Below are 26,774 nucleotides of genomic sequence, written 5' to 3'. Positions count from 1 at the left end.
CAGCGTCCACGATCAGACTGAAACGCCGTCCACGATCACGCTGAAATCCCGTCCACGATCAGCCTGAAATGCCGTCCACGATGGGCTGAAATACGCAGCGTCGGCCAGGCGCGCTGGGTCGCGCACGTCGTAGGCGGCCAGATAGAAGGTGCGTTGGGGCATGGCTGGATTCAGTCGAACAGGCTGGCGATGCCCGCGAAGATGGCTGCGGCGGCGCAAAGCGGCACGGCGATGGGTGCGGCGGCGGCCGCTGCCGTGCCGGCCGCGACCAACCCGGACGCCTCGGCGGCAAAGATGCCCACGGTGATCGTGCCAGCGGCGGTTGCGCCCAGCGCCGCGCCCGACCCGGTGGCCACCGCGGTGCGAGCCGCACTGACTTCGCTGGTGCCGGTGAGTTTCTTGGAGAATGCGTTGCCCGCGATGCCGAGGGCGATGGCTTTGTCGATGGTCATGATGCTTTTCCTGTTCATTGATTGACGGGGTTTATGTTGCCGGTGATTCGGACGGTGTTCCGGCTTGGCAAGCTTGCCGCTTTTCGGCGCGATTGGATGCGGTGTTGGACTCCAGGGGATGAAAATCGTCGAGGGCCGCGATGATGGGCGCATCCAGGGCAAGGCGAACGCCCTCCGCACCGATGAAATAGGTCTGGTCGCGCAAGTTGTGTTCTCGCGTGCAGGTTTTGGTGTAAAGGCGGTGCATGCCTTCGGCATGCAACCAGACGCCTTCCGCTTGAAGGGTGTAGCCCTGGTGCTGCCAACGGATGCATGGGGCAAAATCGCCGCCGAAGAGGTCGATGATTTTGCTGTCGAGACCGCGCCTGTGTGCTTCGGTCACGAAGTTGATGCCTGAATGCACGTCGGCCCTCAGACCGCTCTGGTCAAAGCGATCGAGAATGGACTCGACCTGCTCCAGTCGAAGCAAGCTGGCCCCTGTGCCGGACTGGCCTTCGTTGTGGCAGTAGGCGCAGGTGGCGGTGCAGTGGCGAGTCAGCAGAAATCGAATTTTGCGCAACACGATACTTCTCCCTGTGGCGGTAGGAGAAGTATGGAGCGCGTTTGCCCACGGGGCCGGTCTCGCAAGCTTGCCGCGCCGTGAGCGCCCCCAGGGTCGGCTCGCCGACCCTGGGGGGTCAAGAGAAATGCGAGGCGTTGAGCCGCCCCAGCGTGGATTCGAGTTCCTTGCGCAGGCGCTCGGGATTTTTGATGAGCTGTTGCAGATGAGAATATGTGGGCGGGGTGCCGTGGGCCATGCTGTTGCGCAGGTTTTTCAGATTCCAATAGGCGTCACGTAGCCAGTCGGGGTGCTGGCCCTCCCTGATTTCCTGTTGAAGCTGCTCGTCCTCGATTTTGCGGGCTTGAAAATCGTAGGGGTCGCGCCCGGCATTCTGGATCAGCTTTGAGATGAGGGATTCCAGACCAAGAATGGCGGTGCGGAGCAGATCGCCGCGTGTGAGGGCGCGCAGGGCCAGAATGCGTTGCTGTTCAGCGAGATTGTCGAACCGAGCCCATTGCAGGCGTTTTTTAAGTTGGACCTGAAACAGGGCGCTGGCTCCAGGCAGGGCGTGCCCCTCGAGTTCAGGCAGCAGAGTGCGCAAGCTGCGGGCTGCGTTGGGAATTTGGGTGGTCGCCTCATAAAAAGCCGCGTCGCTCAGGCAGCGCGCCTTGTCAACGGGCAGGCCGTCGGCTTCGAGCAGAGGGGCGAAGACGCCATAGTCGCCATTGGCGTCAAAGCGATCAAGGGCGCTGACCCAGCGGTGCACGGCGTTGAGCCCATCGAGTCGAATGACGGGCGTCATGCCGCGTGAAGTCATGTCCAGCGCGCCATACCAAAGGGCTTCGACATGTAGTTGCGGGCGCAGGCGTTCAAGCATGGCAGCGGACAAGAAGCCGATGATCGCCAGGTGACGAAAGCCGTGGGTGATGTCGATGTGAAGGCGGGTTGGTTGTTTGTCCAGGGTGTGGTCAATGGCTTCGAGAATGCCGATTTGCTCTTGATCGATCTGGCCGCTGGGGATCAGGCGTAATTGGATTTCGTGCGCCGTAGATGCTTGCAGCAGCGGAGTGACGCGATCAAGCAGGTCTTGCGTGACGGCGCCCTGGCTCTCCGCCTCCATGAGTTCCAGACGCAGTTCTTCGTGATGATCATGTTCGGCAAAGTATTCGATCAAAACGCCCCACATGCTGCCTGCCGTACCCAGAATGATGAGGACCCTGGGTTGCAGGTGTTCGGCAAGCGCCAAGCCGAAAAAAGGGGTCTTGCGCTGGCTTTGGTCAGCAAACTGGTAGGTGGCTTCACGGTAGCCGGTTTGGGGGTTGTCGCGGCCTTTGCCGAGAAAGGTGATGAGCGTGGCGTTCATGGCGTGATTTTCTCTTTCAATGGGGCGCCTGGGTGCGGCCAGAGCCAAGCGCTACTGCGGATGGCGGGTGGGCAGGGCCTGGAGTTGGTATTCCTCGATACGCGCGCCATACCGTTTCAGGTCGTCGGCGGAGAGTTCTCTCCCACGCGCTTGAGGCGGCATGTCCACCGAGAGATTGAAGAACCGCCCGCCGCGTGCACAGACCTCGGCAGCCAGATTGACCGGAAGGGTGCCGATGACCACATCACCGGGCTCGATCTCAGCGGGATCGAGGTGGGCAATCTGCCGGTCCACCTTGAAGCCTTGTTCGGCAAACCACTCGACGGCGCCGGGATGTCGGGTGACGAGCCAGGTGGTCATGCTTCGCCCTTGAGTTTCTGCACCGCTTCGCTGATTTGTTGCTTGCGTTCCTTTTTGCCGGGTGTGCCCCAGGTTTTGCTCATGGTTTGAGCCAGTAGCTCTCCGGCGGCCACGCGGCTGCGCGGGTCGCTCCATTCCAAGGCGGTTTTCATGAAATCCAGGCGTTGGGAGTCGAAGGCACTGCCGGGTTGGTAGGCGGTTTTGCGTGCGGTTTCGAATTGTTGCTGGAAGGCATGCACTTGTTTCAGGTTTTCTTCGTGCGCCAAATCCTCGGGGGATAGCTCGGCCAAGCGTTCGGCTTCTGCGGTGCGTTGTGCTGCTTCCGTGCGTTCTTGTTCGGCGCGTTGCTCTTTTTCGTAGTCGCGCCACATTGCGCCATAGCCAACGGCGGTTTTCGCACCAAAGCCGAGCCATTCAAAAGCATGTTGGAAAGCGGTTTGCAGCAGGGTTTTCCAGCGCTCGCCTTCGACCAGATCCGGGGCATGGCGGCGCAGCAGGGCGGTGTCGCAGGTGACGAAAAAACTGAAAGCCGATCCCGGCGGCACGGTGAGGAAGCTGATGGGATTGGGGCTGCCGGAGTCGTGGGGGCTGACGCTGTCGCCGCTCTTGCGGTCGCTCTTTTGCTGGTAGTAGTGCGACTGGTGCGGGGTCATGATTTCGACCGCAAGGCTGTTGCCTGCGATTTGCGGGATCACATCCCAGAAGGTGAGCGCGCCGCGCAGGTGTTGCTTGTCGCCGTCTTGGGATTCGAGGCCGAACAGGGCATCGAGCAGAGAGCGCCCCCAGGGTCGGCTCGCCGACCCGCCCTGGGCGTCGCCCCACTCACCCGAGGCCAGTTCGCGTGCGGCTTGGCGCAGCACACCCTTGATGCCGGAACCGGGCAGGTAGGGCAGCCCATAGGGGTTCAAAAAGGCAAAGCCGTTTTCCAGCGGGTGCTCATTGCCCAGGCCGGTGGTGAACGGGGCGGTGGACCGGGCTTCGAGGCGCAGGCTCTCATGCGGCAATACGCCGGCAAAACAGGCTTGTTGGCGAGTCTGCAGGGATTGCATGATGGCTTTGTCGGCGGCGTTGAGGGTTTGTGCATCCTTGATGGCAGAAACCTTGTTTTCGTCCTTGAAAGCGCGTTCTTCATGGTCTTTCCCAGCCACACGGTAGTTAATGTCGTGGGTTGTCCACAACGCCTCGCGGCTGCGGTTATCCATGCCCCATAGTTTGAGGCACATGCCAAAACGCATTCCCGGTGATGCGTCCTTGAAATCTTGCCCAAGATAGCGGGGTACGGCGGCGATCGGCATTTTTAGCTCCCGTGTTACGTTGTCTTACGCAAGCGATCAATGAGGTGTGAATATGGCGACATTAACGATTCGACTGGACGACCAGCTGGACGAGGCACTCACCCGCATAGCGGCCGATGCGCACCGCAGCAAGAGTGATGTGGTGCGTGAAATGCTCAGGCGGCAAACGGCGCTGGATGCACTTAAACGCGCACAAAGCGCGCTACAACCTTTGGCGGAAAAAGCCGGGTATCTCACCGACGAAGATTTTTTCAGGGATTTTTCGTGAAGGTGTTTATTGATACCAATGTGTATTTGGGCGGCATTCTGGGGCTTGGATTGTGCAAGGTTTTGCTGAAAACATTGCTTGACGGCAATCATGGGCTGCTGCTGGGTGAGCGAGTTCATGCGGAGTTCTTGCGCATTGCCGTGACAAAGTTTCGAGCGAGTCATGAGCGCCCCAGGGCCGGGCTGCGCCCAGCCCGCCCCCCGCGGGGGTCAAGGAAACTTGGGGCGGCCCGGCATTTCCTTGAGAGCAGCTTGCGTTTGCTGAAGATTTTTTTATAGAGGCGTGTGTGCTGCTGCCCGCCGCTGCGCAGCCTACGCCCGGCGTCCCCGATCCCGACGACGCCTGGATCATTGCAGCAGCCTTGGCGGCCCGCGCCGACGGGTTCGTCACCGGCGATGAGGCGCTGCTTGGGCTTGAGCATGTCTAAGGGATGCCCATCCTCGATCCGCGCACGGCGTATCTGAAACTGCGCGGACTGGCGTAGCAGGCTCATCGCTTAATTCTGTCCGTTTCGCGCTGCGGCCATCTGCCGCAGCCATTTGAGCCAGGCGAAAGCTTCTGCTGTCACTTCCTGAAAATGCCGCGGGTCGGCCTGCATCAGGTGTTGCATGAACTCGTCAAATTTCTTGGGGGTTTTGCATTGTTCATGCAGCCAGTCGCGCAGGTGTTGAGCGAGCGTTTCGTGTCGTCCGCCTTTGTCGTGCAGCCAGACCACGACCTGCATGAGGCCGCTGTTCATAATGAGTGCGGGCAAGCCCTTGGCATCGTTCATATAGTCTTTGCCATGCTCAGCCAGACCTTCGTCGGCTTTTTTCCACGCATGTTCGGCGCGTTTTTGTTCCAGTGTCTGCTTACTCATCATTTGCCCTCCTCAACTCGCGCAATCACCAAACCGCGCCCGGTGGTGGCATCGCCGCCGATTTGCAGCAGCTTGCCGTCGATCAGCGCCTTGATCTTGTACATCACGTCTTCAGCTCCGAGCTTGTCATCTTTGTTGCCAGAGCGGGTCTGGCTTGTCATCAGTGGGGCAATGAGCAGCGATTCCGGCGGCAGGTTTTCGGTGTAGAACAGGCCGCCGTCCTTGGCCGTGCCTGTTTTTTCATCGATGCGCACATGCGGCTCGACCAGCATGGCGTTTTCGGCGAAGTAGGCAAAGTCGGTATCGCAGAGCACGACCAGATCGGTTTTGAGCTTGTTGCGGAAGAAGTCGTAGGCGGCGTCGCCAGGCAGGGCGCGAGAGGCGAGGTCATCAGCAATCTTGGCAAGGTCTTGCGCAACCTTGGTCTCGTACTCGAAGGCCTCCAAGTGCAGCTTGTCCTTGTTCGCGCCGGACAGAAGCTCGGGGTTGACGATCAGGCAGTGGCCTTCCTTCAGCTCGGGCAAGGTCGGCCAGTCGGCCTTGGCTCCGACGGTATTGAGCAGGCGCTGCGCCCGAGCGAGCGCCTGCGGGCAAGTGGCATACACAAAGCCGCCGCGCAGCGAGCGGATGGGCAGGGCGAGAGTTTGCGCATCGCCAAAGCTGACCGCGCCGGCGTGCAGGTCTGAACTACCCGACTCGGGGCCAAGGATGCGGTTGATGAAGCCATCCTCCCCGCCCAGCGCCTGCCAGCCATGCCGCACCGCGCCCTTGATGCCGGAACCGGCGAAACAGGGGTGGTTGGTGTGGCGTTCGCGCTGGATGGGATTGTCGATGACGCCTATGGCTTGCCCGGCGCCCATGTGGACGGGGCTGATGGCATAGAGGAAAACGGCGGCGTGTTTCTCAAACATGTTCGGGCTCCAGATCAGTAGGCGGCAAAAGTGAAACGGTTAAACCCTTCGGCGCGTCGGGTGGCATCTTCGCAGGGCACGGACCACAGGCCTTCGCTGGCAAGCTTTTCGAGGGCTTCGGGACGGGCTTGGAGTTCGTCCAGCCAGTACACGCTGCCGGTCGGGGCGACGCGCTGGGCGGGTTTGGGCGTCCAGTTCGCCAGATCCCAGCCGGAGATGACCTCGGCGCGCGGTACGGCGGCGCAGACCAGCCTGCCGCGCACGCCGTGCAGGTCGAAGCGGTAGTCATTACCCGTGGGGGTGATGCCATTGGGCAGCCAGCCTTGGCGGAACAGGCCGGGCGTGGTCAGCACCAGGCGGCAGCGTTGAGCCTGCGCCATGGCGGCGTAGTCCAGCGCGGGAGGGCGATGCTCAATGGCGCGAATGGCCGCGCCGCGTCCATCGCCGCCAAAGCGCAGCAGGCCAGATTCGGGCGGCGTGGCGCCGCTGATGCCAGCAAGAAAACCCACGCCGGGTTTGAAGGCGATGGCTTGCAGCGAGAACAGCTTGCCGTCGTCGGCGCGGCGTTGCTCGACCGACAAGCCCACGCCCACGCGCTCATCCATACGCCAAAGTTCGCTGGATTTGAGCAGATGCTCTGGGGCGGGCGGCTTGCCGTTCAAATAGCGTTCGAAGCCTGCTTGCGTCAGCCAGTATCCGCTGGTCGGTTTGGCGCGGGTGGTTTCGGCCAGCACGGGGTGCAGGGGCAGCGGATGGGCGCTGGCAATGCCGTCGGCAAGCGAATTGGGACGGGACAGGCGAGCAGCCGGTTTGCCGTGCTCGTCTTCGACAACGGACAGATCGGCAGGCGGTGCGGTCAAAACCTCAACCGCGTCGTCGGCTTTGCGTCGCGCCAAATGAAAGGCGGCAAGCGTGAAACTGCCGGGCTGGGCAGGCGCCCCCAAGGAAGGATGATTGACAAGCCCTTTGGCGAAAGCGGTCAAATCCACCCCTTCATCGGCGAGCATCCTTGATCGAATCGCCCCCGCGGCCACAGAGGGCCAGGGCGGAACCAGCGCCTCGCCATAGCTGCCCGGATCGCCGAACAGCTTGTTGCCGCGCAGAATGAGCACGTCCAGGGGTTCAATAAAGCGGGTATGCAGCGTGTTCATTCTGCGACTCCTGAACGGGTTTCGCGGGCAAGGAATTCGGCCACGGTGAGGAAGTTTTCCAGCCAGGCCAGACCATGCTTCTCTTGTTGCACGGCAAGCGCGGTGAGACGTTGCGCCAAACTGGATGCCTGGTCTTTGGGCCCGCCTTCGGACTGCCGGGTGAGTTGGTAAGCCAGCAGGCTTTCCAACATCTGCGGCGCATCCTTGGGCTCGGGCAGGTCTTTCAGCCATTCGAGACTGTTGTAGACGGCGCGGCGGGAGGTGTCCTCATGGGTGAGGAATTCGCGCAGATCGGAGAGCAGCCGGAGCGGTTCGCCCCACTTGGCGGTCAGTCGCAGCGCGCCGCCGGAGCGTTTGATGATGCTGATGGAAAAGGCATCGCGCCCGCCTTCGCTCTTGGCGCGCTTTTCTGCGGTGCGCAACTCGCGCAGCACGGCGGACAGCGGGGCCTGATGGTGGGCGACCACCGCGCCAGTGGAAGCTGTGGCGTGCTTGCCCATCATGCGCATCACGCGACCGTTGAGGTATGCAAAACCGTTCTTGCAATGCAGCTTGCCCTTGTCTTTGCGCAGTTCCTGCCAGTCGGTACGTTCGTCTTCGGGCAGGGCGCCGGAGTAGGCATGGCGCAGACGCTGCATCATTGGGAGCATGTCGGCCACGGGCAGCATGGCCAATACATCGTCGCCACCGGCGTAGATCACCCGCCCCAGATGCTCTTCTTCCACCACATGCCGCACCACGGTTTGCGAGAAATCGTTCAGCGCGCCGGAGATGGCCAGATGGCGGTTGGGCGAGATGGCGCGTTTTTGCTGGCCGTATTTCTGGATGAGTGGTTGGCTGCTCGCATGTTGGTCGAAACCGGCCTGCACCTGGGGATGGAAGCTGTTGCGGTAGCTGATAATGGTGTTTGTAGATTCATCGCCCGAAAGAATCGCGCCCATGCGGTCGCCGTCCATCATCAGCAGGGCGTAATAGGTTTCGAGTTTGATCTCATCCTTGTCCAGCGCGGCGGCGAGGGTTTGGCGCACGAGCTTTTGCGCTTTGGCGATGTCGTGTTCGCTGTCGTCCTCGTCCGCTTGCTCCAGCAATGCGGGCAGGCGCTTGGCATCGGTCAAGGCTTCTGGATTGTCGCGGTATTTGCGTGTCAGCTTGCGCGGCAGGGCAACGGGGTCGGCCTTTTCAGCCGCATCGGCAAGGCCCGGCGCCGTGTGACCGCCTTTTTCCAGCCAGCGATCGAGCTGGTGCGCCAGCGCCATGGTGTGGGTGGACACCACGAAACGGCTGGGTTGCTGTTTGAGCGCATGGCCGACTTCTTCGGCAAAGATCGTCGGCCATAAGCGCTTGATGGCGGGCAGGGCGGCGAGGTGTTCGCCATTTTTTGCCCAGGCGGGCTTGGACTTGGCGATTTTCGCCCAGAGGGTGTCGGTTTGCTGGCGATAGGATTTTGCAAGCTGGCCGCGGTCGGTGGTCAGCCATTCGGCTTCGCCGCTGAGCGAGCAGCGCCAGCCTTCTTCTTGCATCGGGTCGAAGCGGCGCGCGGCTTTGGCTGCGGCCATCACGCGCTCAGCCAGGTCGTACACCGCCGGGTAAAGCACGCCGGGATTAGGAGCGAAGAAGGTCGTGCCATCGCCCCAGTCGATTTCCTTTTGCAAGACTTGCCAGGCCGGGGTGTCCAGAAAACCGCAGGGCTTGCCGGGTTCTACCCCAAAGAAGGGCCTCATCGCCTCGGAGAGCGCCGAGGTGTCGAGATCGGTCTGACGCGCGGTGTTGCGCGGCTTGATGAGCGAAAACGGCACGGCCGACCAGTGGACTTCGGGAAAACCCGCCAGTTGCTGCTTCATTTGCTCGTAGGGGATTTTTTCCGCTTCGGCATCGAAGTCAGCGGCCTTGAGCAGGCGCGACACAACATCCTGACCGAGTTCCTGCAAGCAGCTACGCACGGCAACGGTCACTTTTTCCGCAATCGCCTTGGCCTGACTGGCAGGAACCACGGCGACGAAGCGATTGGGCAGGGCAGCGGAGAACAGCGGATTGGCATCAGTGCCGCCCTTGTTCCAGTCGCAGTCCTTGAACAGCGCCTCCGGCAGCCCCATCCGGTCGCGCAGCCACAGATCGACCTGCGGAATGCCGCGCAAGCGCGGGAAAAGAATGGCATCCGGCCCCAGTTCCTCGCAGACCGGGCGCATGGCTTCCCAGGCCAGACGCGAGAGCAGGTGCGAACCCGCCCACAAATCCGAGGTGGAGCGGGCGGCGGCAATGAAGCCTTGCACCGGGCCGATGGACAGCGCCAGCAGCGCTGCTTCGCCGTTCGGGTCGGCGGCAAAGGCGCCGGCGAAGGCCGAGGCCAGGTCGAGGTGATCCCAGATGGAATGATCGGGAATGCGGGTGTCGGCAGGCAATAGCGGCCAGAGTTGTCCGAGTTTGCCGTTGTCGGAGGTTTCGCTCAGCTCCGGGCCGAAGCGCCAGTAGGCGAGCAGGGTTTTGCGCAGGTCGTGCGTGGCCTCGTCTTTCGCGCCGAGTTTGACCAGCAGATCGGAAAAATGGTCGAAACTGCGCTGCTTGATGCCGTCGATTTCGGTGTCATTCAGACTGTGCAGGTTGACCTGATCGCCCGTCAGCGGATGGGTCAATACGGGATTTTTTGCCCAGCGAACCTGCGCCCAGTCAGCCACGGCGAAGGTCTTTTCCTCGCCCTTTTTGGTTGTTATGGTGATTTCCTGCATGGGCCACTGCGGTCGATCGGCGGCTGCCGCCCACCAGTCGGCGCGCTGGATGGTGCGGTACACAGCCAGCGGCAGACCTTTCTTGAAAATCACGCGGGTGAGCACATTGGCATTGTCCGGGTCGGCGTCGGCCAGTTCTTCGGCGCTGATGTCCTTAAGGCCAAGGAGTCGGATCAGCGCCTTGGAGGTTCCGTTCTCATGCCCCGCCGGGTCACGCAAAAGCACCAGCGCCTTTTCCGCCGGGTCGTGCAGGCGAGCGGCGAGTTTGCTTTGCCAAAGGAGGTCGTTGTTCATGGCTTACTCCAGAATGCGGGTCAAAGCTTGCTTCGGCGCATCGAGAAAGGCGTACACCTGTGTCCAGACCCTCTCGATGGCAGGTTGGTCGGGCCGGAAGGCTGCGGGCGGCAGGTGCGGAACGTGAAAGATCAGGCCCACAAGTTTGCCATCCGGAGTGGGACGGATTTTGAAGCGCAGGGTGTTGGGCAGGCGAGCGTTATTGCCCCACGTACTGACCGAATGATTGGTGACGGGGTAAGACAGCCAGTGTCTGGATTCAGGCGCATGGGCGTTTTTCCCGGTTTTGAATCCGAATTGAGTGCGCAATCCAATCTTGACTTCGGCAAGTGTTTTCATCAGAGCCTTCCAGTCATCGTAAGGCGCGGTCTGCCAGATGAGTGGGCCCTTGACGTCCCGGCCGATGGCGTGGGGCCAATCGAGTTGCAGGCAGTCACGCCAAGGACGCGCAGGCAAAGCGCCCTCACCCCAGCCCTCTCCCGCTTGCGGGAGAGGGAGCAGAGCAAACGAGCCCCAGCCGTTGCGGCTGCGTCCGCCCAGCGTGCCGTACTGGTTAATCAACCACAGGGCGTGTTCGATCAGCGGTGCATGGGGGTTAGGTACGGCGATGGACAGGGTGGCGGATTCTCCGGCCTGGATGGCGGCGCTTTTCTTTAAGCTGGTGCCATTACTGAATTCAAGCGGGCCGTAACCTAGATATAAAGCACTACCGACGCTAACGACTTGCCCCGACTTGTTTTTTACTTCCGGGTGCGGTGTGCCAATGTCGCGAGGCCAGTCGCTTTTCTTCAGCTTTCCCTCGTCCCAGCGATCCAGCCGAATGCGAATCTGGCTTTTTTGGCTATCGCCCTCGCTGGCCATACCAAACAACAACCCTTCCTCCTGCCGCATTTCATCCACACGCACGGCAAAGTTCTTGTCGGCCGCATAGGCCACCCGCCACCACTGGCGCAGCAGGGCTTTGATCGGCGGGGTGCGCCATTGGGCGTTCTGTTCGGCATTGCCCATGAAGGCAGGCGTGGCGAAGCTCAAGGTGTAGCGCAGTGTTTTCACGCGAATTCTCCTTGCGAGTACGGCAGGTGAGTGTCGAGGGTGATGGCGTCATGCGGCAGCAAAAGGACCGTCAAACGATAGCTTTGTCCAGGCGCTTTTTTCTGGGTGGCCAGCTTGTAGGCCTCGCCGCGCCTTCCAAGCGCTTGAGTGATTTTTTTGTTGATCTTGCTTTTGATCGGGTCGAAGTTGTCTTTGCCATAACTGCTTCGGTAGGCCTTTTCAGTTTTTTCGTATTCGCCGCTATGTAAGTTGATGAGCTTGGCAAGCTTGTCGAGCACTTCGTCGATCAGCGCATCATCGCTCCAGTGCAAGCCAGGCTGACTGCGTCGAGCACGGTCGGCGAACAACCAGTAATAGGCGTATTCAATGGGTGTGAAGTGGATGCTCTCCCCGCCCATGACCGCCTCTCGACTGGCCGGACGCAGCACAAGTTGTAACGGCGGCAGCGCCTTTTGCACTTCGGCAACCGCTACGCTGTAGCTGGCTTTCCCCGCGATCAGATCATGCGGCAGGTTCTCACGCAGGCGCACAAAGGGAATGTCGCCCAGCCAGATGCGCGCATCACGGCAGTCGAGAGCAAGCCCAGTGCGCTGGTCTTGAATCACGTGCGTGACGGGGGTGGGGTAGAAAAAGTCCTTCTGGGTCTCGAACGGCTCGGAGACCAGCACATGTGAGAGCCGATCCTGCGGGCGACCGTACAGGCTCATGGCATAGCCAAGATAAAAACCCATGGTTTTGCGGCCACCTGCGATCGAGGCGTGTAACTCGCTTTGCGCATCGGCGGTCAATTCGCGCACTTTCTCGCAGATGAAATCGGCGGCGAGGGCATTGTCGGCATCGTCGCGAATGTCTTCCAGCAGACTGCCATCGGCGCGGCGAATGACGTGGATGTGACTTTCCGGGAAAGCGATGGCGGGCAGCTTGTAATCCGAGCGCAGACGGTGGAACCAGCCGGGTTTCTCAGAGAGCAGTTGCAGTCGCGCGTTATCCGCGCCCTTGGCGGTGCTGACCAAGTGGATTTCATCAGGGATCCAGGCTTGACCCGGACGGCTCAAGAGAGCATGCAAGGTTTCGGTCACGATTTGAGGTGACAGCCCGGTCACGGCAAGCAGGATGCGTTGTGGCGAATTTGACATGGCAGATGCTCTTTTGGCGTGCATCGAAGGAAACACGATGCACGGCAGTTTATGAACTCACGGGTTTGGCATCGGGCCTGGCAAGCTTTCCGCATGTAAGCGGTAGGCGCCAAGTCCCATGGTGGTGGATCGACCGACATGGGTGTATTGGCCCAGCCACAGGAAAGGCCAGAACGATTCAAGCAAGGCACCATCGACCCACACGGAGCCGACCAGACCGCCTATCTCCATATCGGTGTGTTGGCGCTGCGAATGGCGCCTGAGGTCGACCCATTGCAGTTGCGCCGCAAGGAGGGGAACGGTGCGAGCGTTCTGATTTAGGCCAGAAAAATCGACGTCCAGCGGGGTATCGGTGTGAAAGCTGGTCAGCAAGGAGATGCGGCGCAGCAAATTGCCGAACAGATCAGAAAAAGCGAATTGCTCTGGCGTGACATGTCGGCCGTTGCGGCGGATGCGTAGCGGCGTCATCAGCTCGATTTCGATCGTGCCAAAGGGACAAGGAGGCGCTTTCGGCGTGGTCGGTGCGTTGCCTTGAGGTGCGCCATGACTTGTGAGAATGGATGCCCATTCTTCACCCGCATCGCGCCATTGCCTCATTTCGACAAACGCCATTCGGCGCCCGGCGATTCCCTTTTCTCCGCTTGCCCCTCGCAGCAAAGCCTGATACATGAGCGGCAGATGACGGTTGGACTTGCCAAACAGGGTGAGGTGGAGCCGAATTTTTCCAGGTTCCATGTGCTCTTCACCCAGCACATAAGGATTCGGCGCTTCGCTATACCGAGTCAGCTTGGTCGCCTCAGGAGGCACAGGCGTAGCAAACAGATAGCTGTAGGCGCATTGGTGCAATAGTGTGCAGCCTTCGCACTCGCGTGCGCCTGTCAGGCAGGCGATGCGGCGCAGCTCGTGACCGAGCGCACCACGCCATGCAGAACCGGCAAAACGCGGGGCCGGGCGCTGACTGGGGTCTGCAAAATCGAATCTATACCGGGCGAGCGGGAGTTGTAACAAGCTCTGGTAGGCCATGCGATGAAATCCTTGATCCTGGTCCATTTGCCAGGCTTGCTGCTCGCCAAGAGGACCAGGGCGGGCGATCTTGCAGAGAGATCAGGATTGCACGCAAACGCGCGCTTCACGCTCTGAGTTTGCCGCCAGCCACGTCTGTGATGATTAACATTGAACAAGGATACCAACAACAAGATCTTACGCAGGCCGTGCGCCAAGCCCCCATTTGGAAGACGATTCGAAAACATCTTGCATCTCTTGTACTTCATTCAATTGGCAACACACTTACCCGCAGCGCGGGATATCTTCTGGCGTCCTCCTCTCAATGCAATCCACTTGTCCGAAGTCGTCACGGCGCCAATCGCATTGGGTCAACCTGCGGTTGCAGGACGCAGTGTCAAAGGACTGGCGTGGTGACTGATCCCTCCAAAAGCGCCTCCCATCCCCCGCCCCGCGGCCGCCCGCGTGCTTCATTGTGGGCAAACGCATCCAGCAGACTGAGATCTGCCTTTTCCACCTGTGGCTAAATATAGATAGGCCAAGATTGAGCCATAGCCCAAAATATCGCAGCCAACAAAAAAGCCAAGGACCGCTAAGTCCTTGGCTTCATTGAACAAATCTTGGTTGCGGGGGCAGGATTTGAACCTGCGACCTTCGGGTTATGAGCCCGACGAGCTACCGGGCTGCTCCACCCCGCGCTAGAAATGATGAATCATACTTGAAGATCATTCTTTATGCAAGGCACCCCATCTGCTCGAATCGAATCCGGCGAATGGGGTGCCGTGGGATCAGGGCTGATCCGAGGCGCTGTCCGACTCGGCGGACTGCAGGGTGCTGTCTTCGAGCGCCTGCAGTTCGGCTGCGGCTTGGGCGGCGCGGTCGGCCTGCTCCATCGCGTCCTTGGCCTTGCGCGCCTGGTGGAAGGCCAGACCGGTGCCCGCGGGGATGAGACGACCGACGATGACGTTCTCCTTCAGGCCACGCAGCTCGTCGCGCTTGCCCATGATGGCGGCTTCGGTCAGCACCCGCGTGGTTTCCTGGAAGGACGCGGCGGAGATGAAGCTGTCGGTGGACAGGCTGGCCTTGGTGATGCCCAGCAGCAGGTTGTTGAAGGTCGCCGGCAGCTTGCCGTCGTGGAGAAGCTGGTCGTTGGTCGCCAGAACCTGCGAACGCTCGACCTGCTCACCGGCGATGTAGTCGCTGTCGCCCGGGTCCTTGATTTCAACGCGGCGCAGCATCTGGCGAACGATGACTTCGATGTGCTTGTCGTTGATCTTCACGCCCTGCAGTCGGTAGACGTCCTGCACTTCGTCGACGATGTAGCGCGCCAGCGCTTCCACACCGAGCAGGCGCAGGATGTCCTGCGGCTCGGCGGGGCCGTCGACGATGAGCTCGCCCTTGTTGACCACCTGGCCTTCGTGCACCAGCACGTTCTTTTCCTTCGGAATGAGGAACTCGCTGGAGTTGCCGTCGAGGTCGGTGATGACCAGACGCACCTTGCCCTTGGTTTCCTTGCCGAAGGAGACGGTGCCCGTGGTCTCGGCCAGCATGCCGGCGTCCTTGGGCGAGCGGGCTTCGAACAGCTCGGCCACGCGCGGCAGACCGCCGGTGATGTCGCGGGTCTTCTGGCCTTCCATCGGGATGCGCGCGAGCACCTCGCCGGGGCCGACGTCTTGGCCGTCGCGCACCTGGATCAGCGCGCCCACGGTGAAACCGATGGTCACGGCGTGGTCGGTGCCGGGAATCTTGACCTCCTGGCCCTGCTCGTTGAGCAGCTTGACCTGCGGCCGCACGACCTTGGCCGAGCCGCGGCGCTTGGGATCGATGACCACCAGAGTCGACAGCCCGGTGACTTCGTCGACCTGCTTGGCCACGGTGACGCCCTCTTCGACGTTTTCGAACTTGATCTGCCCGGCGTACTCGGTGATGATCGGGCGGGTCAGCGGGTCCCAGTTGGCCACCAGGGTGCCGGCCTTGATGACCATGCCGTCCTTGACGAACAGGGTCGCGCCGTAGGGCACCTTGTGGCGCTCGCGCTCGCGGCCGTGATCGTCGGTGACCAGCACTTCGCCGGAACGGGTGATGACCACCTGCTCGCCCTTGGTGTTGGTGACGTAGCGCATGGTGGCGGTGAAGCGCACGGTGCCGGCGCTCTTGGCCTCCACGCTGGACACGACGGCCGCACGCGACGCCGCACCACCGATGTGGAAGGTGCGCATGGTCAACTGGGTGCCCGGTTCGCCGATGGACTGCGCGGCAATCACGCCGACCGCTTCGCCGTTGGTGACCAGCGTGCCACGGCCAAGATCGCGGCCGTAGCACTTGGCGCAGATGCCGTATCGGGTTTCGCAGGTCAGCGCGGTGCGCACCTTGATCTCGTCGATGCCGGCGGCCTCGACCAGGTCGAGCATGTCTTCGTCGAGCATCTCGCCCGCGGGGACGATGACTTCCTGCGTTTCGGGGTTGACGACGTCCACCGCCGCCACGCGGCCGAGCACGCGGTCGCGCAGCGATTCGATGACTTCACCCCCTTCGACCAGCGCGCGCATATTCGTGCCGTTGGTGGTGCCGCAGTCGTTTTCGGTCACCACCAGGTCCTGCGTCACGTCCACCAGGCGGCGGGTGAGGTAGCCGGAGTTCGCGGTCTTCAGCGCGGTGTCGGCCAGGCCCTTGCGGGCGCCGTGCGTGGAGATGAAGTACTGCAGCACGTTCAGCCCCTCGCGGAAGTTGGCCGTGATGGGGGTCTCGATGATCGAGCCGTCAGGCTTGGCCATCAGGCCGCGCATGCCGGCGAGCTGGCGAATCTGCGCGGCGGAGCCGCGCGCACCCGAGTCGGCCATCATGTAGATGGAGTTGAACGACTCCTGGCGCACGTCCTTGCCATGACGGTCCTTGACCGTCTGGTTGGAGAGGTGATTCATCAGCGCCTTGCCGACTTCGTCACCGGCGCGGCCCCAGATATCCACGACCTTGTTGTAGCGCTCGCCCTGCGTCACCAGACCGGAGGCGTACTGCTGCTCGATCTCCTTGACTTCCTTTTCGGCGCGGGCGATGACCTTGTACTTCTCTTGCGGAATCAGCATGTCGTCGATGCTGATGGAAATGCCCGCCTTGGTCGCCAGCGAGAAGCCCGACTGCAGCAGCTTGTCGGCGAAGATGACGGTTTCGCGCAGGCCGCAGCGACGGAACGAGGCATTGATCAGACGCGAGATTTCCTTCTTCTTCAGCGCCTTGTTCATGATGCTGAACGGCAGGCCCTTAGGCAGGATTTCCGACAGCAGCGCGCGGCCGACCGTGGTTTCCACCACGGCGGTCCTGGGGGTGAAGCTGCCGGTTGCCTTGTCCTTCTCGTACTCGGTCAGACGCACGCTGACACGGCTGGTGATTTCCACTTCCTTGGCATCGAGCGCGCGCTGCACCTCGGCCACGTCGGCAAACACGATGCCTTCACCCTTGCCGTTGATGCGCTCGCGCGTGGCGTAGTAGAGACCCAGCACCATGTCCTGCGATGGCACGATGGAGGGTTCGCCGTTGGCCGGGAACAGGATGTTGTTCGACGCCAGCATCAGCGCGCGCGCCTCGATCTGCGCTTCCAGCGACAGCGGCACGTGCACGGCCATCTGGTCGCCGTCGAAGTCGGCGTTGAACGCGGCGCAGACCAGCGGGTGCAACTGGATGGCCTTGCCTTCGATCAGCATCGGCTCGAAGGCCTGGATGCCCAGGCGGTGCAGCGTGGGCGCGCGGTTGAGCATCACCGGATGCTCGCGGATCACGTCTTCGAGAATGTCCCAGACGATGGGCGTCTGCGCTTCGACTTCCTTCTTGGCCGCCTTGATGGTGGTGGCCACGCCCAGGGTTTCGAGCTTGTGGAAGATGAAGGGCTTGAACAGCTCCAGCGCCATCAGCTTGGGCAGGCCGCACTGATGCAGCTTGAGCGTCGGACCGACGGTGATGACCGAGCGGCCGGAGTAGTCGACGCGCTTGCCCAGCAGGTTCTGGCGGAAGCGGCCGCTCTTGCCCTTGATCATGTCGGCCAGCGACTTGAGCGGGCGCTTGTTCTGGCCGACCATCGCCTTGCCGCGGCGGCCGTTGTCGAGCAGCGAATCGACCGCCTCCTGCAGCATGCGCTTTTCGTTGCGCACGATGATCTCGGGCGCGGACAGCTCCAGCAGACGGCGCAGGCGATTGTTGCGGTTGATGACGCGGCGGTACAGATCGTTCAGGTCGGAAGTGGCGAAGCGGCCGCCGTCCAGGGGAACGAGCGGGCGCAGATCGGGCGGCAGCACCGGCAGCACCGTCATGACCATCCACTCGGGCTTGGTGCCGGAATCCTTGAAGGCCTGCATCACCTTGAGGCGCTTGACGTTCTTCTTGACCTTGGTGTCCGAGCCGGTCATGTCGGCGCGCAGCTTCTCGATTTCCAGATCGAGATCCATGTTGTGCAGCAGCGCGTGAATGCCCTCTGCGCCCATGAAGGCGACGAACTCGTCGCCGAACTCGGTGCGCTTGGCGGCGTATTCGTCTTCCGACAGCACCTGAGCGGCCTTGAGCGGGGTCATGCCGGGGTCGGTGACCACATAGGCCTCGAAATACAGCACGCGCTCGATGTCGCGCAGCGCCATGTCGAGCACGATGCCCAGGCGCGACGGCAGGCTCTTGAGGAACCAGATGTGCGCCACCGGGCTGGCCAGTTCGATATGCCCCATGCGCTCGCGGCGCACCTTGCTCTGCGTGACTTCGACGCCGCATTTCTCGCAGATCACGCCGCGGTGCTTGAGGCGCTTGTACTTGCCGCACAGGCACTCGTAGTCCTTGATCGGGCCGAAGATCTTGGCGCAGAACAGGCCGTCGCGCTCGGGCTTGAACGTGCGGTAGTTGATGGTCTCGGGCTTTTTCACCTCGCCGTATGACCAGGAACGGATTTTCTCGGGCGACGCCAGGCCGATGCGAATGGCGTCGAAATGCTCATCCTGGTGGACCTGCTTGAACAGGTCGAGTAGCGCTTTCATGCTTTCACTCCTTCATTTGCCTGCCCGGCGCAACCAAGCGGCGCCGGGCACGGCATCCATCAATTGCGTTCGAGTTCGATGTCCAGACCCAGCGAGCGGATTTCCTTGATCAGCACGTTGAACGACTCGGGCATCCCGGCTTCGATGATGTGGTCGCCCTTGACGATGCTCTCGTACATCTTGGTGCGGCCCTGTGTATCGTCGGACTTGACGGTGAGCATTTCCTGCAGCACGTATGAGGCGCCATAGGCTTCGAGCGCCCAGACTTCCATCTCGCCGAAACGCTGGCCGCCGAACTGCGCCTTACCGCCCAGCGGCTGCTGCGTGACCAGCGAGTACGGGCCGGTGGAGCGGGCGTGCATCTTGTCGTCGACCAGGTGGTGCAGCTTGAGCACGTGCATGATGCCCACGGTCACCGGACGTTCGAACATTTCGCCGGTGCGGCCGTCGGTCAGCATGACCTGCTTCTTGGCCGCGGTGAGCTGCAGCTTCTCGGCGATGGCATCGGGATAGGCGAGATCGAGCATCTGACCGATTTCGGCTTCGCTGGCGCCGTCGAACACCGGGCTGGCGATCGGCAGGCCGGCCTTGAGGTTGCTGGCCAGTTCGAGCACTTCGGCATCGCTGAGTTGGTCGAGCGCTTCCTGCTTGCCGCTGAAGTTGTACAGCGTGGTCAGGAACTTGCGCAGCTCGGCCGCCTTGGCGTGTGCCTGCAGCATCTCGTTGATACGCTTGCCAATGCCGATGGACGCCCAGCCCAGATGGGTTTCGAGAATCTGGCCGATGTTCATCCGCGTGGGCACGCCCAGCGGGTTGAGCACGATGTCCACGGTGGTACCGTCGGGCATGTGCGGCATGTCCTCGACCGGAACGATCTTGGACACCACGCCCTTGTTGCCATGACGGCCGGCCATCTTGTCGCCGGGCTGCAGGCGGCGCTTGACGGCCAGGTAGACCTTGACCATCTTGAGCACGCCGGTGGGCAGCTCGTCGCCCTGAGTGAGCTTGCGGCGCTTCTCCTCGAACATCAGATCGAAGGCGTGGCGGCGCTTCTCCAGCGAGTCCTTGAGCTGTTCCATCTGCTGCGCCAGGGCCTCGTCGGCCGGACGGATGTCGAACCAGTGATAGCGGTCGGTCTCGCCCAGATAGTCGGCGGTGATGGTCGCGCCCTTGGCCAGCTTGTTCGGCCCGCCGTTGGCGGTCTTGCCGGTGAGCAGCTTGCCCAGACGGTCGAAGGTGTCGGCCTCGACGATGCGCATCTGGTCGTTCAGGTCCAGGCGATAGCGCTTGAGCTCGTCGTCGATGATCTGCTGCGCGCGCTTGTCGCGCGGGATGCCTTCGCGGGTGAACACCTGCACGTCGATGACGGTGCCGTACATGCCCGAGGGCACGCGCAGCGAGGTGTCCTTCACGTCGGAAGCCTTTTCGCCGAAGATGGCGCGCAGCAGCTTTTCTTCCGGCGTGAGCTGGGTTTCGCCCTTGGGCGTGACCTTGCCCACGAGCACGTCACCGGCCTCGACTTCGGCGCCCACATAGATGATGCCCGACTCGTCCAGGCGCGCCAGTTGGTGCTCGGACAGGTTGGGAATGTCGCGGGTGATTTCTTCGGCGCCCAGCTTGGTGTCGCGCGCCGGCACGTTCAGCTCTTCGATGTGGATCGAGGTGAAGCGGTCTTCAGCCACCACGCGCTCGGACAGCAGGATCGAGTCTTCGTAGTTGTAGCCGTTCCACGGCATGAAGGCCACCAGCATGTTCTGACCGAGAGCCAGCTCGCCGAGGTCAGTCGAGGCGCCGTCGGCCACCACGTCGCCCTTGGCGAGTCTGTCACCGCGCTTGACCAGGGGACGCTGATGGATGTTGGTGTTCTGGTTGGAACGCTGGTATTTGATGAGGTTGTAGATGTCCACACCGACTTCGCCGGCCTGGGTTTCATCGTCGTTCACGCGCACCACGATGCGCGCGCTGTCGACATAGTCGACCACGCCGCCGCGCAAGGCGGTGACCACGGTGCCCGAGTCGACCGCGGTGACGCGCTCGACCCCGGTGCCGACCAGCGGCTTCTCCGGGCGCAGCACCGGCACGGCCTGGCGCTGCATGTTCGCGCCCATCAGCGCGCGGTTGGCGTCGTCGTGCTCGAGGAAGGGCACGAGCGAAGCCGCCACCGAGACGATCTGGCTCGGCGACACGTCCATGTACTGCACCCGCTCGGGCGAGACCAGGATCGACTCGCCCTTCTCGCGCGCCGACACGAGCTCGTCGTTGAGCAGGCCGTTTTCGTCGATCCCGGCGTTGGCCTGGGCGATGACGTACTTGCCTTCCTCGATGGCCGAGAGGTAGTCGATCTGGTCGGTGACCTTGCGGTCGACCACGCGGCGGTAGGGCGTTTCGATGAAGCCGTATTCGTTGAGCCGGGCGAACAGCGCCAGCGAGTTGATCAGGCCGATGTTCGGGCCTTCCGGGGTCTCGATCGGACAGACGCGGCCGTAGTGCGTGGGGTGCACGTCGCGCACCTCGAAACCGGCGCGCTCGCGCGTCAGCCCGCCCGGGCCGAGCGCCGAGACGCGGCGCTTGTGCGTGATCTCCGACAGCGGGTTGGTCTGGTCCATGAACTGCGAAAGCTGGCTCGACCCGAAGAACTCCTTGATCGCCGCAGAGATCGGCTTGGAGTTGATGAAGTCGTGCGGCATCAGGTTCTCGGTCTCGGCCTGCCCCAGCCGCTCCTTGACCGCGCGCTCGATGCGCGACAGACCGGCGCGGAACTGGTTCTCGGCCAGTTCGCCGACGCAGCGCACCCGCCGATTGCCGAGGTGGTCGATGTCGTCGACTTCGCCGCGGCCGTTGCGCAGCTCGACCAGCAGCTTGATGACGGCCATGATGTCTTCATGCGAGAGCACCATCTCGCCCTCGATCTCCTCGCGGCCGAGGCGGCGGTTGAACTTCATGCGCCCCACCCGTGACAGGTCGTAGGCGTCGGCGTCGAAGAACAGGCGATTGAACAGCGCCTCGACCGCGTCTTCGGTCGGTGGCTCGCCGGGGCGCATCATGCGGTAGATCGCCACCTTGGCGCCGAGCTGGTCGGCCACTTCGTCGATGCGCAGCGTCTGCGAAATGAACGCGCCCTGGTCGAGGTCGTTGATGTAGAGCGTCTGGATCTGCTGAATGCCCGCCTCGCGGATCTTCTTCAGCAGCGGCTCGGTCAGCTCGTCGTTGGCCCGCGCGACGATCTCGCCCGTGTCCTGCGACACCAGATTGCGCGCCAGCACCTTGCCCAGCAGGAAATCCTCGGGCACAGACAGGCGTTGCGTTCCGCTCTGCTCCAGCTCGCGCAGGTGCCGGCTGTTGATGCGCTTGTCCTTGGCGACGACGACCTTGCCGTTGGGATCAATCAGGTCGAAGCGTGCCACCTCACCCTTGAAGTGGTCGGGCACGAATTCGAGCAAGGCACCCTCGTCCATCAACTGCAGATGGTCGAAGGCGAAGAAATGCGCCAGAATCTGCTCGGGGTTCAGGCCCAGGGCCTTGAGCAGGATGGTGACCGGCATCTTGCGGCGGCGGTCGACGCGAAAATACAGAATGTCCTTGGCGTCGAACTCGAAGTCGAGCCAGGAGCCGCGGTAGGGAATGATGCGGGCGCTGAACAGCAGCTTGCCCGAGCTGTGCGTCTTGCCCTTGTCGTGCTCGAAGAACACGCCGGGGGAGCGGTGCAACTGGCTGACGATGACGCGCTCGGTGCCGTTGATGATGAACGAGCCCTTGTCGGTCATGAGCGGAATCTCGCCCATATAGACCTCCTGCTCCTTGACCTCCTTGACCGTCGGCTTGGCCGCTTCGCGGTCCATCACGATCAGCCGCACCTTGGCGCGCAGCGCGGACGCAAACGTCAGACCGCGCTGCTGGCATTCGCGCACGTCGAACACCGGCTTGGCCAGGGTATAGCCGTTGTATTCCATGCGCACATACTGGTTGTGCGACACGATGGGGAAAATGGCGCGGAACGCCGCTTCCAACCCTTCATCCCGACGTTGCGCCGGTGGAAGGTCTTTTTGCAGAAAAGCCTCGTAGGAGTTGATCTGCGTAGCCAGCAGATAGGGGACATCCAGTACGCTCTGGCGACTGCCAAAACTTTTCCGAATGCGCTTTTTCTCAGTGAACGAGTAGGACATGGATACGCTCCGCTCCACAGGGACAAAATCAGTTGTCGCATACCCCGGGCTCACCCCAGACCATGCGAAAACTGCTCATGCAGTGACTTCCACAACACCCCGCCGGTTTGAACCGGCTGAAGGCGCGAAAGCCCGGAGGGCCAATCGACCTTCCGGGCCTGCGCGCAACGACGGCCTTACTTGATTTCGGCCTTGGCGCCCGCTTCTTCGAGCTTCTTCTTGGCCGCTTCGGCGTCCGCCTTGGCGATGCCTTCCTTGACAGCCTTGGGTGCGCCGTCGACCAGATCCTTGGCTTCCTTCAAGCCCAGGCCAGTCAGTTCGCGCACGGCCTTGATGACGCTGACCTTGTTGGCGCCGACTTCCGTCAGCATCACAGTGAATTCGGTCTGCTCTTCGGCCGGGGCGGCGGCAGCGCCACCCGCGCCAGGAGCGGCCACGGCCATCGCGGCAGCGGACACTCCGAATTTTTCTTCGAATGCCTTGACCAGGTCGTTGAGTTCCAGGACGGTCATATTGCCGACGGCGTCGAGGATGTCTTGTTGATTCATTGCCATTTGTTGACTCCGGGATGAATGTTTGAAAAGAGAATGTTGCAAGCTTCAGCCGTTTCAGGCTGCTTCGGTTTCGCGTTTTTTCGCCAACTGGCCCAGCGCCACGGCAAAGCCGGACACGGGGGCCTGCATGACACCCAGCAGACGCGCCAGCAGCACTTCGCGCGACGGAATGCTGGCGAGGGTCTTGACCCCGGCGGCGTCGAGCGCCTTGCCGTTGACGACCCCCGAGCGGATGACCAGCTTGTCGTTGGTTTTGGCAAAATCGTTGATGACCCGTGCGGCGGCCACTGCGTCTTCGGAAAAACCGTAGATCAGCGGACCGGCCATTTCACCGGCAAGAACCTCGCACGGGGTACCCGAAACGGCGCGCTTGGCCAGGGTGTTCTTGAACACCTGGAGATGCACCCCGTTTTCGCGCGCCTGCCGGCGCAGCCTGGTCATCTGCTCGACTGCAATTCCGCGATACTCGGCCAGCACCAGGGATTGCGCCTTGGCTGCCAGCGCCGAGATTTCCTCGACTGAAGCTTGCTTTTCAGAGCGGTTGAGACTCAAGATTGACTCCTGAAGAAATTGCCTCGAACCGAAGCGGTTTGCAACGGTTCAAAGCGCCTAAAAAAGCGTCCTCTGGAGTGACTACAGGCAATGCTTGCACCTTGCCCATTCTCTCGTCCAGCGGGTTCGCCATCTGCGCAGGCCCGACATCGTCTACACGGCGCCGAATTAAGCGAGACGGCCGTCTCGCGCCTGCGGTCTTGGATCGCCCGAGGCGGCATGAACACCGCCGCATCGGCCCACCAATTCCTTGTACACCTATTCCTGTCCGGCACCGCCAGCTCGTTTCGCCAGAGCGGGACCGCTTCAAACACTTACTGCCCGGCAACTGCGGCATTCACCGTCGCGGTATCGACGCGCACGCCGATGCCCATGGTGGAAGAAACCGCGACCTTTTTCAGGTAGATGCCTTTCGCGGCCTGAGGGCGCGCCTTCTGCAGCGCGTCGATCAGCGCAGTCAGATTGCTGCGCAGCGCGTCCGGGCCAAACGAAGCGCGGCCAATCGTGCCGTGCACGATGCCCGACTTGTCGGCGCGGAACTGCACCTGACCGGCTTTCGCGTTCTTCACCGCACCGGCCACGTCCGGCGTCACGGTGCCGACCTTGGGGTTGGGCATCAGGCCGCGCGGGCCGAGAATCTGGCCCAGCGCACCGACCACGCGCATGGCGTCGGGCGAGGCGATGACGATGTCGAAATTGAGGTTGCCGGCCTTGACCTGCTCGGCCAGATCCTCGAAGCCGACGATGTCTGCACCAGCAGCCCTGGCCTCTTCGGCCTTGGCGCCCTGGGCGAACACGGCCACGCGCTTGACCTTGCCGGTACCCGCGGGCAGAACGACAGAGCCGCGCACCACTTGGTCGGACTTGCGGGTATCCACGCCGAGACTCACGGCCACGTCGATGGACTCGTCGAACTTGGCCACGGCGCACTCTTTCACCAGGGCCAGCGCGTCATCGAGCGCGTACAGCTTGTTGGAATCGACCTTGGCGCGCAAGGCGGCATAACGCTTGGACATCCTGGCCATTTACACGCCCTCCACAGTGACACCCATCGAACGGGCCGTGCCCGCGATGGTGCGAACGGCCGCATCCAGATCGGCGGCAGTCAGGTCTTTCATCTTGGTGTTGGCGATCTCTTCGAGCTGCGCCCGTGTGATCTTGCCCACCTTGTCGGTATGCGGCTTGGCCGAGCCCTTGTCGAGCTTGATGGCCTTCTTGATCAGCACGCCGGCAGGCGGCGTCTTGATGACGAAAGTGAAGGACTTGTCCGCAAAAGCGGTGATGACCACCGGCAGCGCCAGACCGGGCTCGACACCCTGGGTCTGCGCGTTGAACGCCTTGCAGAACTCCATGATGTTGAGGCCGCGCTGGCCGAGCGCGGGGCCGATCGGCGGCGAGGGATTGGCCTTACCAGCCGGCACTTGCAGCTTGATGAAGCCGACAATTTTCTTTGCCATGATGACTCCGTATGGGTACGAGCGCCTTTGTTTTCACAAGGCTCCCCGAAACCGCCCTTGATGACTCATACTGCAACCCGGGCGGGATAGGTTGCAGCGAACAAACGATTTGCGGTTGTACGCAATCAGCCGCGCAAATCAACTAGCCAACTAGCCAACTAGCGGCCCAACAAGTGGTCAGAGCCGCTCGACCTGCTGGAATTCCAGTTCCACGGGTGTGGCGCGACCAAAAATGGTGACCGAGACGCGAAGCCGGGATTTTTCGTAGTTCACCTCTTCGACATTGCCATTGAAGTCGGTGAAAGGCCCTTCCTTGATGCGCACCATTTCGCCGACTTCGAACTGCACCTTCGGACGCGGCTTGTCCGCACCCTCCTGCATCTGGCTCATGATCTTGTTGACGTCGGCCTCGCTGATCGGCACGGGGCGATTCTTCGCGCCACCGACGAATCCGGTCACCTTGCTGGTGTGCTTGACCAAGTGCCAGGTCGCGTCGTCCATTTCCATTTCGACGAGCACATAGCCCGGAAAGAAACGACGCTCGGTAATGCTCTTGTGGCCATTCTTGATCTCGACGACTTCTTCCGTCGGCACCAGAATGCGGCCGAATTTGGATTGCATTCCCGCGCGCTCGATGCGCTCGGCGAGGTTGCGCTGTACCGCCTTCTCCATGCCCGAATAGGCATGGACGACATACCATTGCTTGCCAGCCTGCGCTGCCATCGTTTGTGCTTCAGCCATACTCATGCTCCTAGCGCTTCCAACCCAGGATCAGGTCGTAGAGCACATATTCCAGCGATTTGTCGGTCAGCCAGAGAAAAAGCGCCATCAAAATGACGAAGGCGAAGACGATGCCGGTCATCTGTATGGCCTCCTTGCGCGTCGGCCAGACCACCTTCCTGGTTTCGCGCACCGCGTCCTGCCCATAGGCGATGAGCGCACGACCCGGCTCGGAGAGGAAGAACACCACGACCGCCCCCGCCAGCAAGACCAGCAGGGTGACGACGCGCACCCACATCGGCTGCCCGCCCAAGCCATAAAACAGCCCCAGCGCAGCCAGCAGCAGAACTGCCGCCGCCCCCAGCTTAGCTTTATCCGCCCCAGTGGAGACGGTTTCGACAGACGGATTCGCCATATGGATTTACGGATTCACGCGCGTTCGATCCCGAAGCGATTCGCCCCGAGACAATGGATGGCAGGGGCAGAGGGAATCGAACCCCCAACCTTCGGTTTTGGAGACCGACGCTCTGCCAATTGAGCTATGCCCCTGTACCTTCTAGCACCAAGGCCGTTGTCTGCAAAACAGGCAACGGCCGCAATTCAAACAGATCCGGGCGCATCCCGCAGTGCGCGCCCGCATAACCTTTTTCCGAGCGTAACCCGGATTTACCCGGGAATGCACCCGCCTTGCCTTTACTCGATGATCTTCGCCACGACGCCGGCGCCGACGGTACGGCCGCCTTCGCGGATGGCAAAGCGCAGGCCTTCTTCCATCGCAATCGGGGCGATGAGCTTGACGGTGATGCTGACATTGTCGCCGGGCATGACCATTTCCTTGTCCTTGGGCAGCTCCACCGCGCCGGTGACGTCGGTGGTGCGGAAGTAGAACTGCGGACGGTAGTTGTTGAAGA

Annotated in this window: 25 protein-coding genes and 2 tRNA genes; 3 read left to right on the top strand and 24 right to left on the bottom strand. The window is 61.9% G+C overall.

Features of this window, described 5'->3' with window-relative positions:
* Positions 1-12: 12 nt before the first annotated feature.
* The 6 genes from RBR52_RS14505 to cmr6 all read right to left on the bottom strand — a co-directional run bounded on the left by RBR52_RS14505 (position 13) and on the right by cmr6 (position 3,939).
* Positions 13-162 carry a hypothetical protein gene (locus RBR52_RS14505; protein ID WP_320377991.1) on the bottom strand — a complete coding sequence of 50 codons (150 nt, stop codon included), beginning with the start codon at positions 160-162 and terminating at the stop codon, positions 13-15.
* Positions 163-170: 8 nt separating this feature from the next.
* Complete coding sequence (locus tag RBR52_RS14500) at positions 171-452, bottom strand: hypothetical protein (protein ID WP_320377990.1); 282 nt, start codon at positions 450-452, stop codon at positions 171-173.
* Between the two features lie 31 nt (positions 453-483).
* Positions 484-1,014, bottom strand: a complete 531-nt coding sequence (locus tag RBR52_RS14495) for a hypothetical protein (protein ID WP_320377989.1) — start codon at positions 1,012-1,014, stop codon at positions 484-486.
* Positions 1,015-1,129: 115 nt separating this feature from the next.
* Positions 1,130-2,356, bottom strand: a complete 1,227-nt coding sequence (csx2, locus tag RBR52_RS14490; protein ID WP_320377988.1) for a TIGR02221 family CRISPR-associated protein — start codon at positions 2,354-2,356, stop codon at positions 1,130-1,132.
* A 51-nt stretch (positions 2,357-2,407) separates the two neighbouring features.
* Entirely contained in the window at positions 2,408-2,716 is a 309-nt protein-coding gene (gene csx16, locus RBR52_RS14485) for a CRISPR-associated protein Csx16 (protein ID WP_320377987.1), read from the bottom strand.
* Positions 2,713-3,939 carry a type III-B CRISPR module RAMP protein Cmr6 gene (cmr6, locus tag RBR52_RS14480; RefSeq protein WP_320377986.1) on the bottom strand — a complete coding sequence of 409 codons (1,227 nt, stop codon included), beginning with the start codon at positions 3,937-3,939 and terminating at the stop codon, positions 2,713-2,715. The genes csx16 and cmr6 overlap by 4 nt, the downstream gene beginning before the upstream one ends.
* A gap of 124 nt (positions 3,940-4,063) precedes the next feature.
* Between cmr6 and RBR52_RS14475 the strand changes: the two genes are divergently transcribed.
* From RBR52_RS14475 to RBR52_RS14465, 3 genes are read left to right on the top strand one after another with little or no spacing between them, the layout of a single operon-like run.
* Positions 4,064-4,279 (top strand): ribbon-helix-helix protein, CopG family, encoded by a 216-nt coding sequence (locus RBR52_RS14475; protein ID WP_320377985.1) that lies wholly within the window; start codon positions 4,064-4,066, stop codon positions 4,277-4,279.
* Positions 4,276-4,557, top strand: a complete 282-nt coding sequence (locus RBR52_RS14470) for a hypothetical protein (protein WP_320377984.1) — start codon at positions 4,276-4,278, stop codon at positions 4,555-4,557. Before RBR52_RS14475 ends, RBR52_RS14470 begins: the two co-directional genes overlap by 4 nt.
* 8 nt (positions 4,558-4,565) lie before the next feature.
* On the top strand, positions 4,566-4,706 hold the full coding sequence (locus RBR52_RS14465; protein WP_320377983.1) for a hypothetical protein: 141 nt from the start codon (positions 4,566-4,568) through the stop codon (positions 4,704-4,706).
* A 69-nt stretch (positions 4,707-4,775) separates the two neighbouring features.
* On the opposite strand, the gene cmr5 is transcribed toward RBR52_RS14465, so the two are convergent.
* The 18 genes from cmr5 to RBR52_RS14375 all read right to left on the bottom strand — a co-directional run.
* Positions 4,776-5,138, bottom strand: a complete 363-nt coding sequence (cmr5, locus tag RBR52_RS14460) for a type III-B CRISPR module-associated protein Cmr5 (protein ID WP_320377982.1) — start codon at positions 5,136-5,138, stop codon at positions 4,776-4,778.
* Positions 5,138-6,049 (bottom strand): type III-B CRISPR module RAMP protein Cmr4, encoded by a 912-nt coding sequence (gene cmr4 / locus RBR52_RS14455; protein ID WP_320377981.1) that lies wholly within the window; start codon positions 6,047-6,049, stop codon positions 5,138-5,140. The genes cmr5 and cmr4 overlap by 1 nt, the downstream gene beginning before the upstream one ends.
* Positions 6,050-6,063: 14 nt before the next feature.
* A complete protein-coding gene (locus RBR52_RS14450) occupies positions 6,064-7,200 on the bottom strand; it encodes a type III-B CRISPR module-associated protein Cmr3 (RefSeq protein ID WP_320377980.1) in 1,137 nt (378 codons plus the stop codon).
* Entirely contained in the window at positions 7,197-10,217 is a 3,021-nt protein-coding gene (cas10, locus tag RBR52_RS14445; protein ID WP_320377979.1) for a type III-B CRISPR-associated protein Cas10/Cmr2, read from the bottom strand. The genes RBR52_RS14450 and cas10 overlap by 4 nt, the downstream gene beginning before the upstream one ends.
* Positions 10,218-10,220: 3 nt before the next feature.
* Positions 10,221-11,270, bottom strand: a complete 1,050-nt coding sequence (locus tag RBR52_RS14440) for an RAMP superfamily CRISPR-associated protein (RefSeq protein ID WP_320377978.1) — start codon at positions 11,268-11,270, stop codon at positions 10,221-10,223.
* Positions 11,267-12,406, bottom strand: coding sequence for a CRISPR-associated ring nuclease Csm6 (gene csm6, locus RBR52_RS14435; protein WP_320377977.1), 1,140 nt, complete (start codon positions 12,404-12,406; stop codon positions 11,267-11,269). The genes RBR52_RS14440 and csm6 overlap by 4 nt, the downstream gene beginning before the upstream one ends.
* 57 nt (positions 12,407-12,463) lie before the next feature.
* Positions 12,464-13,429 carry a CRISPR system precrRNA processing endoribonuclease RAMP protein Cas6 gene (cas6, locus tag RBR52_RS14430; RefSeq protein WP_320377976.1) on the bottom strand — a complete coding sequence of 322 codons (966 nt, stop codon included), beginning with the start codon at positions 13,427-13,429 and terminating at the stop codon, positions 12,464-12,466.
* A 600-nt stretch (positions 13,430-14,029) separates the two neighbouring features.
* Positions 14,030-14,106: transfer RNA gene (locus RBR52_RS14425), tRNA-Met, on the bottom strand.
* A gap of 90 nt (positions 14,107-14,196) precedes the next feature.
* Positions 14,197-18,417 carry a DNA-directed RNA polymerase subunit beta' gene (gene rpoC, locus RBR52_RS14420; protein WP_320377975.1) on the bottom strand — a complete coding sequence of 1,407 codons (4,221 nt, stop codon included), beginning with the start codon at positions 18,415-18,417 and terminating at the stop codon, positions 14,197-14,199.
* A 59-nt stretch (positions 18,418-18,476) separates the two neighbouring features.
* The gene (gene rpoB, locus RBR52_RS14415) at positions 18,477-22,580 is read right to left on the bottom strand and encodes a DNA-directed RNA polymerase subunit beta (RefSeq protein ID WP_320377974.1); all 4,104 of its coding nucleotides are present in this window, start codon (positions 22,578-22,580) and stop codon (positions 18,477-18,479) included.
* 176 nt (positions 22,581-22,756) lie between these two features.
* The gene (gene rplL / locus RBR52_RS14410; RefSeq protein ID WP_320377973.1) at positions 22,757-23,134 is read right to left on the bottom strand and encodes a 50S ribosomal protein L7/L12; all 378 of its coding nucleotides are present in this window, start codon (positions 23,132-23,134) and stop codon (positions 22,757-22,759) included.
* A 54-nt stretch (positions 23,135-23,188) separates the two neighbouring features.
* The gene (gene rplJ / locus RBR52_RS14405) at positions 23,189-23,686 is read right to left on the bottom strand and encodes a 50S ribosomal protein L10 (protein ID WP_320377972.1); all 498 of its coding nucleotides are present in this window, start codon (positions 23,684-23,686) and stop codon (positions 23,189-23,191) included.
* A gap of 314 nt (positions 23,687-24,000) precedes the next feature.
* On the bottom strand, positions 24,001-24,711 hold the full coding sequence (gene rplA, locus RBR52_RS14400; RefSeq protein WP_320377971.1) for a 50S ribosomal protein L1: 711 nt from the start codon (positions 24,709-24,711) through the stop codon (positions 24,001-24,003).
* The gene (rplK, locus tag RBR52_RS14395) at positions 24,712-25,143 is read right to left on the bottom strand and encodes a 50S ribosomal protein L11 (RefSeq protein ID WP_320377970.1); all 432 of its coding nucleotides are present in this window, start codon (positions 25,141-25,143) and stop codon (positions 24,712-24,714) included.
* Between the two features lie 177 nt (positions 25,144-25,320).
* On the bottom strand, positions 25,321-25,884 hold the full coding sequence (nusG, locus tag RBR52_RS14390) for a transcription termination/antitermination protein NusG (RefSeq protein WP_055451394.1): 564 nt from the start codon (positions 25,882-25,884) through the stop codon (positions 25,321-25,323).
* Positions 25,885-25,894: 10 nt separating this feature from the next.
* Complete coding sequence (secE, locus tag RBR52_RS14385; RefSeq protein WP_320377969.1) at positions 25,895-26,278, bottom strand: preprotein translocase subunit SecE; 384 nt, start codon at positions 26,276-26,278, stop codon at positions 25,895-25,897.
* Between the two features lie 58 nt (positions 26,279-26,336).
* A tRNA-Trp gene (locus RBR52_RS14380) sits at positions 26,337-26,412 on the bottom strand.
* Positions 26,413-26,556: 144 nt separating this feature from the next.
* Positions 26,557-26,774, bottom strand: a 218-nt coding sequence (locus RBR52_RS14375) for an elongation factor Tu (RefSeq protein ID WP_320377722.1), incomplete at its 5' end; no start/stop codon positions are given.

This window comes from Thiomonas sp. (genome assembly GCF_034007205.1).
Classification (GTDB): Bacteria; Pseudomonadota; Gammaproteobacteria; order Burkholderiales; family Burkholderiaceae_C; genus Thiomonas.
The sequence above is the reverse complement of the archived record's forward strand: the minus strand, read 5'-3'. Positions and strand labels throughout refer to the sequence as shown.

Bases quoted from the DNA above. Each gene is read 5' to 3' on its own strand.
- csm6 (WP_320377977.1), bottom strand. From the start codon at position 12,406: ATGTCAAATTCGCCACAACGCATCCTGCTTGCCGTGACCGGGCTGTCA.
- cas6 (WP_320377976.1), bottom strand. From the start codon at position 13,429: ATGGCCTACCAGAGCTTGTTACAACTCCCGCTCGCCCGGTATAGATTC.
- RBR52_RS14450 (WP_320377980.1), bottom strand. From the start codon at position 7,200: ATGAACACGCTGCATACCCGCTTTATTGAACCCCTGGACGTGCTCATT.
- nusG (WP_055451394.1), bottom strand. From the start codon at position 25,884: ATGGCTGAAGCACAAACGATGGCAGCGCAGGCTGGCAAGCAATGGTAT.
- RBR52_RS14505 (WP_320377991.1), bottom strand. From the start codon at position 162: ATGCCCCAACGCACCTTCTATCTGGCCGCCTACGACGTGCGCGACCCA.
- cas10 (WP_320377979.1), bottom strand. From the start codon at position 10,217: ATGAACAACGACCTCCTTTGGCAAAGCAAACTCGCCGCTCGCCTGCAC.
- csx16 (WP_320377987.1), bottom strand. From the start codon at position 2,716: ATGACCACCTGGCTCGTCACCCGACATCCCGGCGCCGTCGAGTGGTTT.
- rplK (WP_320377970.1), bottom strand. From the start codon at position 25,143: ATGGCAAAGAAAATTGTCGGCTTCATCAAGCTGCAAGTGCCGGCTGGT.
- csx2 (WP_320377988.1), bottom strand. From the start codon at position 2,356: ATGAACGCCACGCTCATCACCTTTCTCGGCAAAGGCCGCGACAACCCC.
- secE (WP_320377969.1), bottom strand. From the start codon at position 26,278: ATGGCGAATCCGTCTGTCGAAACCGTCTCCACTGGGGCGGATAAAGCT.
- rpoC (WP_320377975.1), bottom strand. From the start codon at position 18,417: ATGAAAGCGCTACTCGACCTGTTCAAGCAGGTCCACCAGGATGAGCAT.
- cmr5 (WP_320377982.1), bottom strand. From the start codon at position 5,138: ATGAGTAAGCAGACACTGGAACAAAAACGCGCCGAACATGCGTGGAAA.
- cmr6 (WP_320377986.1), bottom strand. From the start codon at position 3,939: ATGTGCCTCAAACTATGGGGCATGGATAACCGCAGCCGCGAGGCGTTG.
- rplL (WP_320377973.1), bottom strand. From the start codon at position 23,134: ATGGCAATGAATCAACAAGACATCCTCGACGCCGTCGGCAATATGACC.
- cmr4 (WP_320377981.1), bottom strand. From the start codon at position 6,049: ATGTTTGAGAAACACGCCGCCGTTTTCCTCTATGCCATCAGCCCCGTC.
- RBR52_RS14475 (WP_320377985.1), top strand. From the start codon at position 4,064: ATGGCGACATTAACGATTCGACTGGACGACCAGCTGGACGAGGCACTC.
- rplA (WP_320377971.1), bottom strand. From the start codon at position 24,711: ATGGCCAGGATGTCCAAGCGTTATGCCGCCTTGCGCGCCAAGGTCGAT.
- rpoB (WP_320377974.1), bottom strand. From the start codon at position 22,580: ATGTCCTACTCGTTCACTGAGAAAAAGCGCATTCGGAAAAGTTTTGGC.
- RBR52_RS14500 (WP_320377990.1), bottom strand. From the start codon at position 452: ATGACCATCGACAAAGCCATCGCCCTCGGCATCGCGGGCAACGCATTC.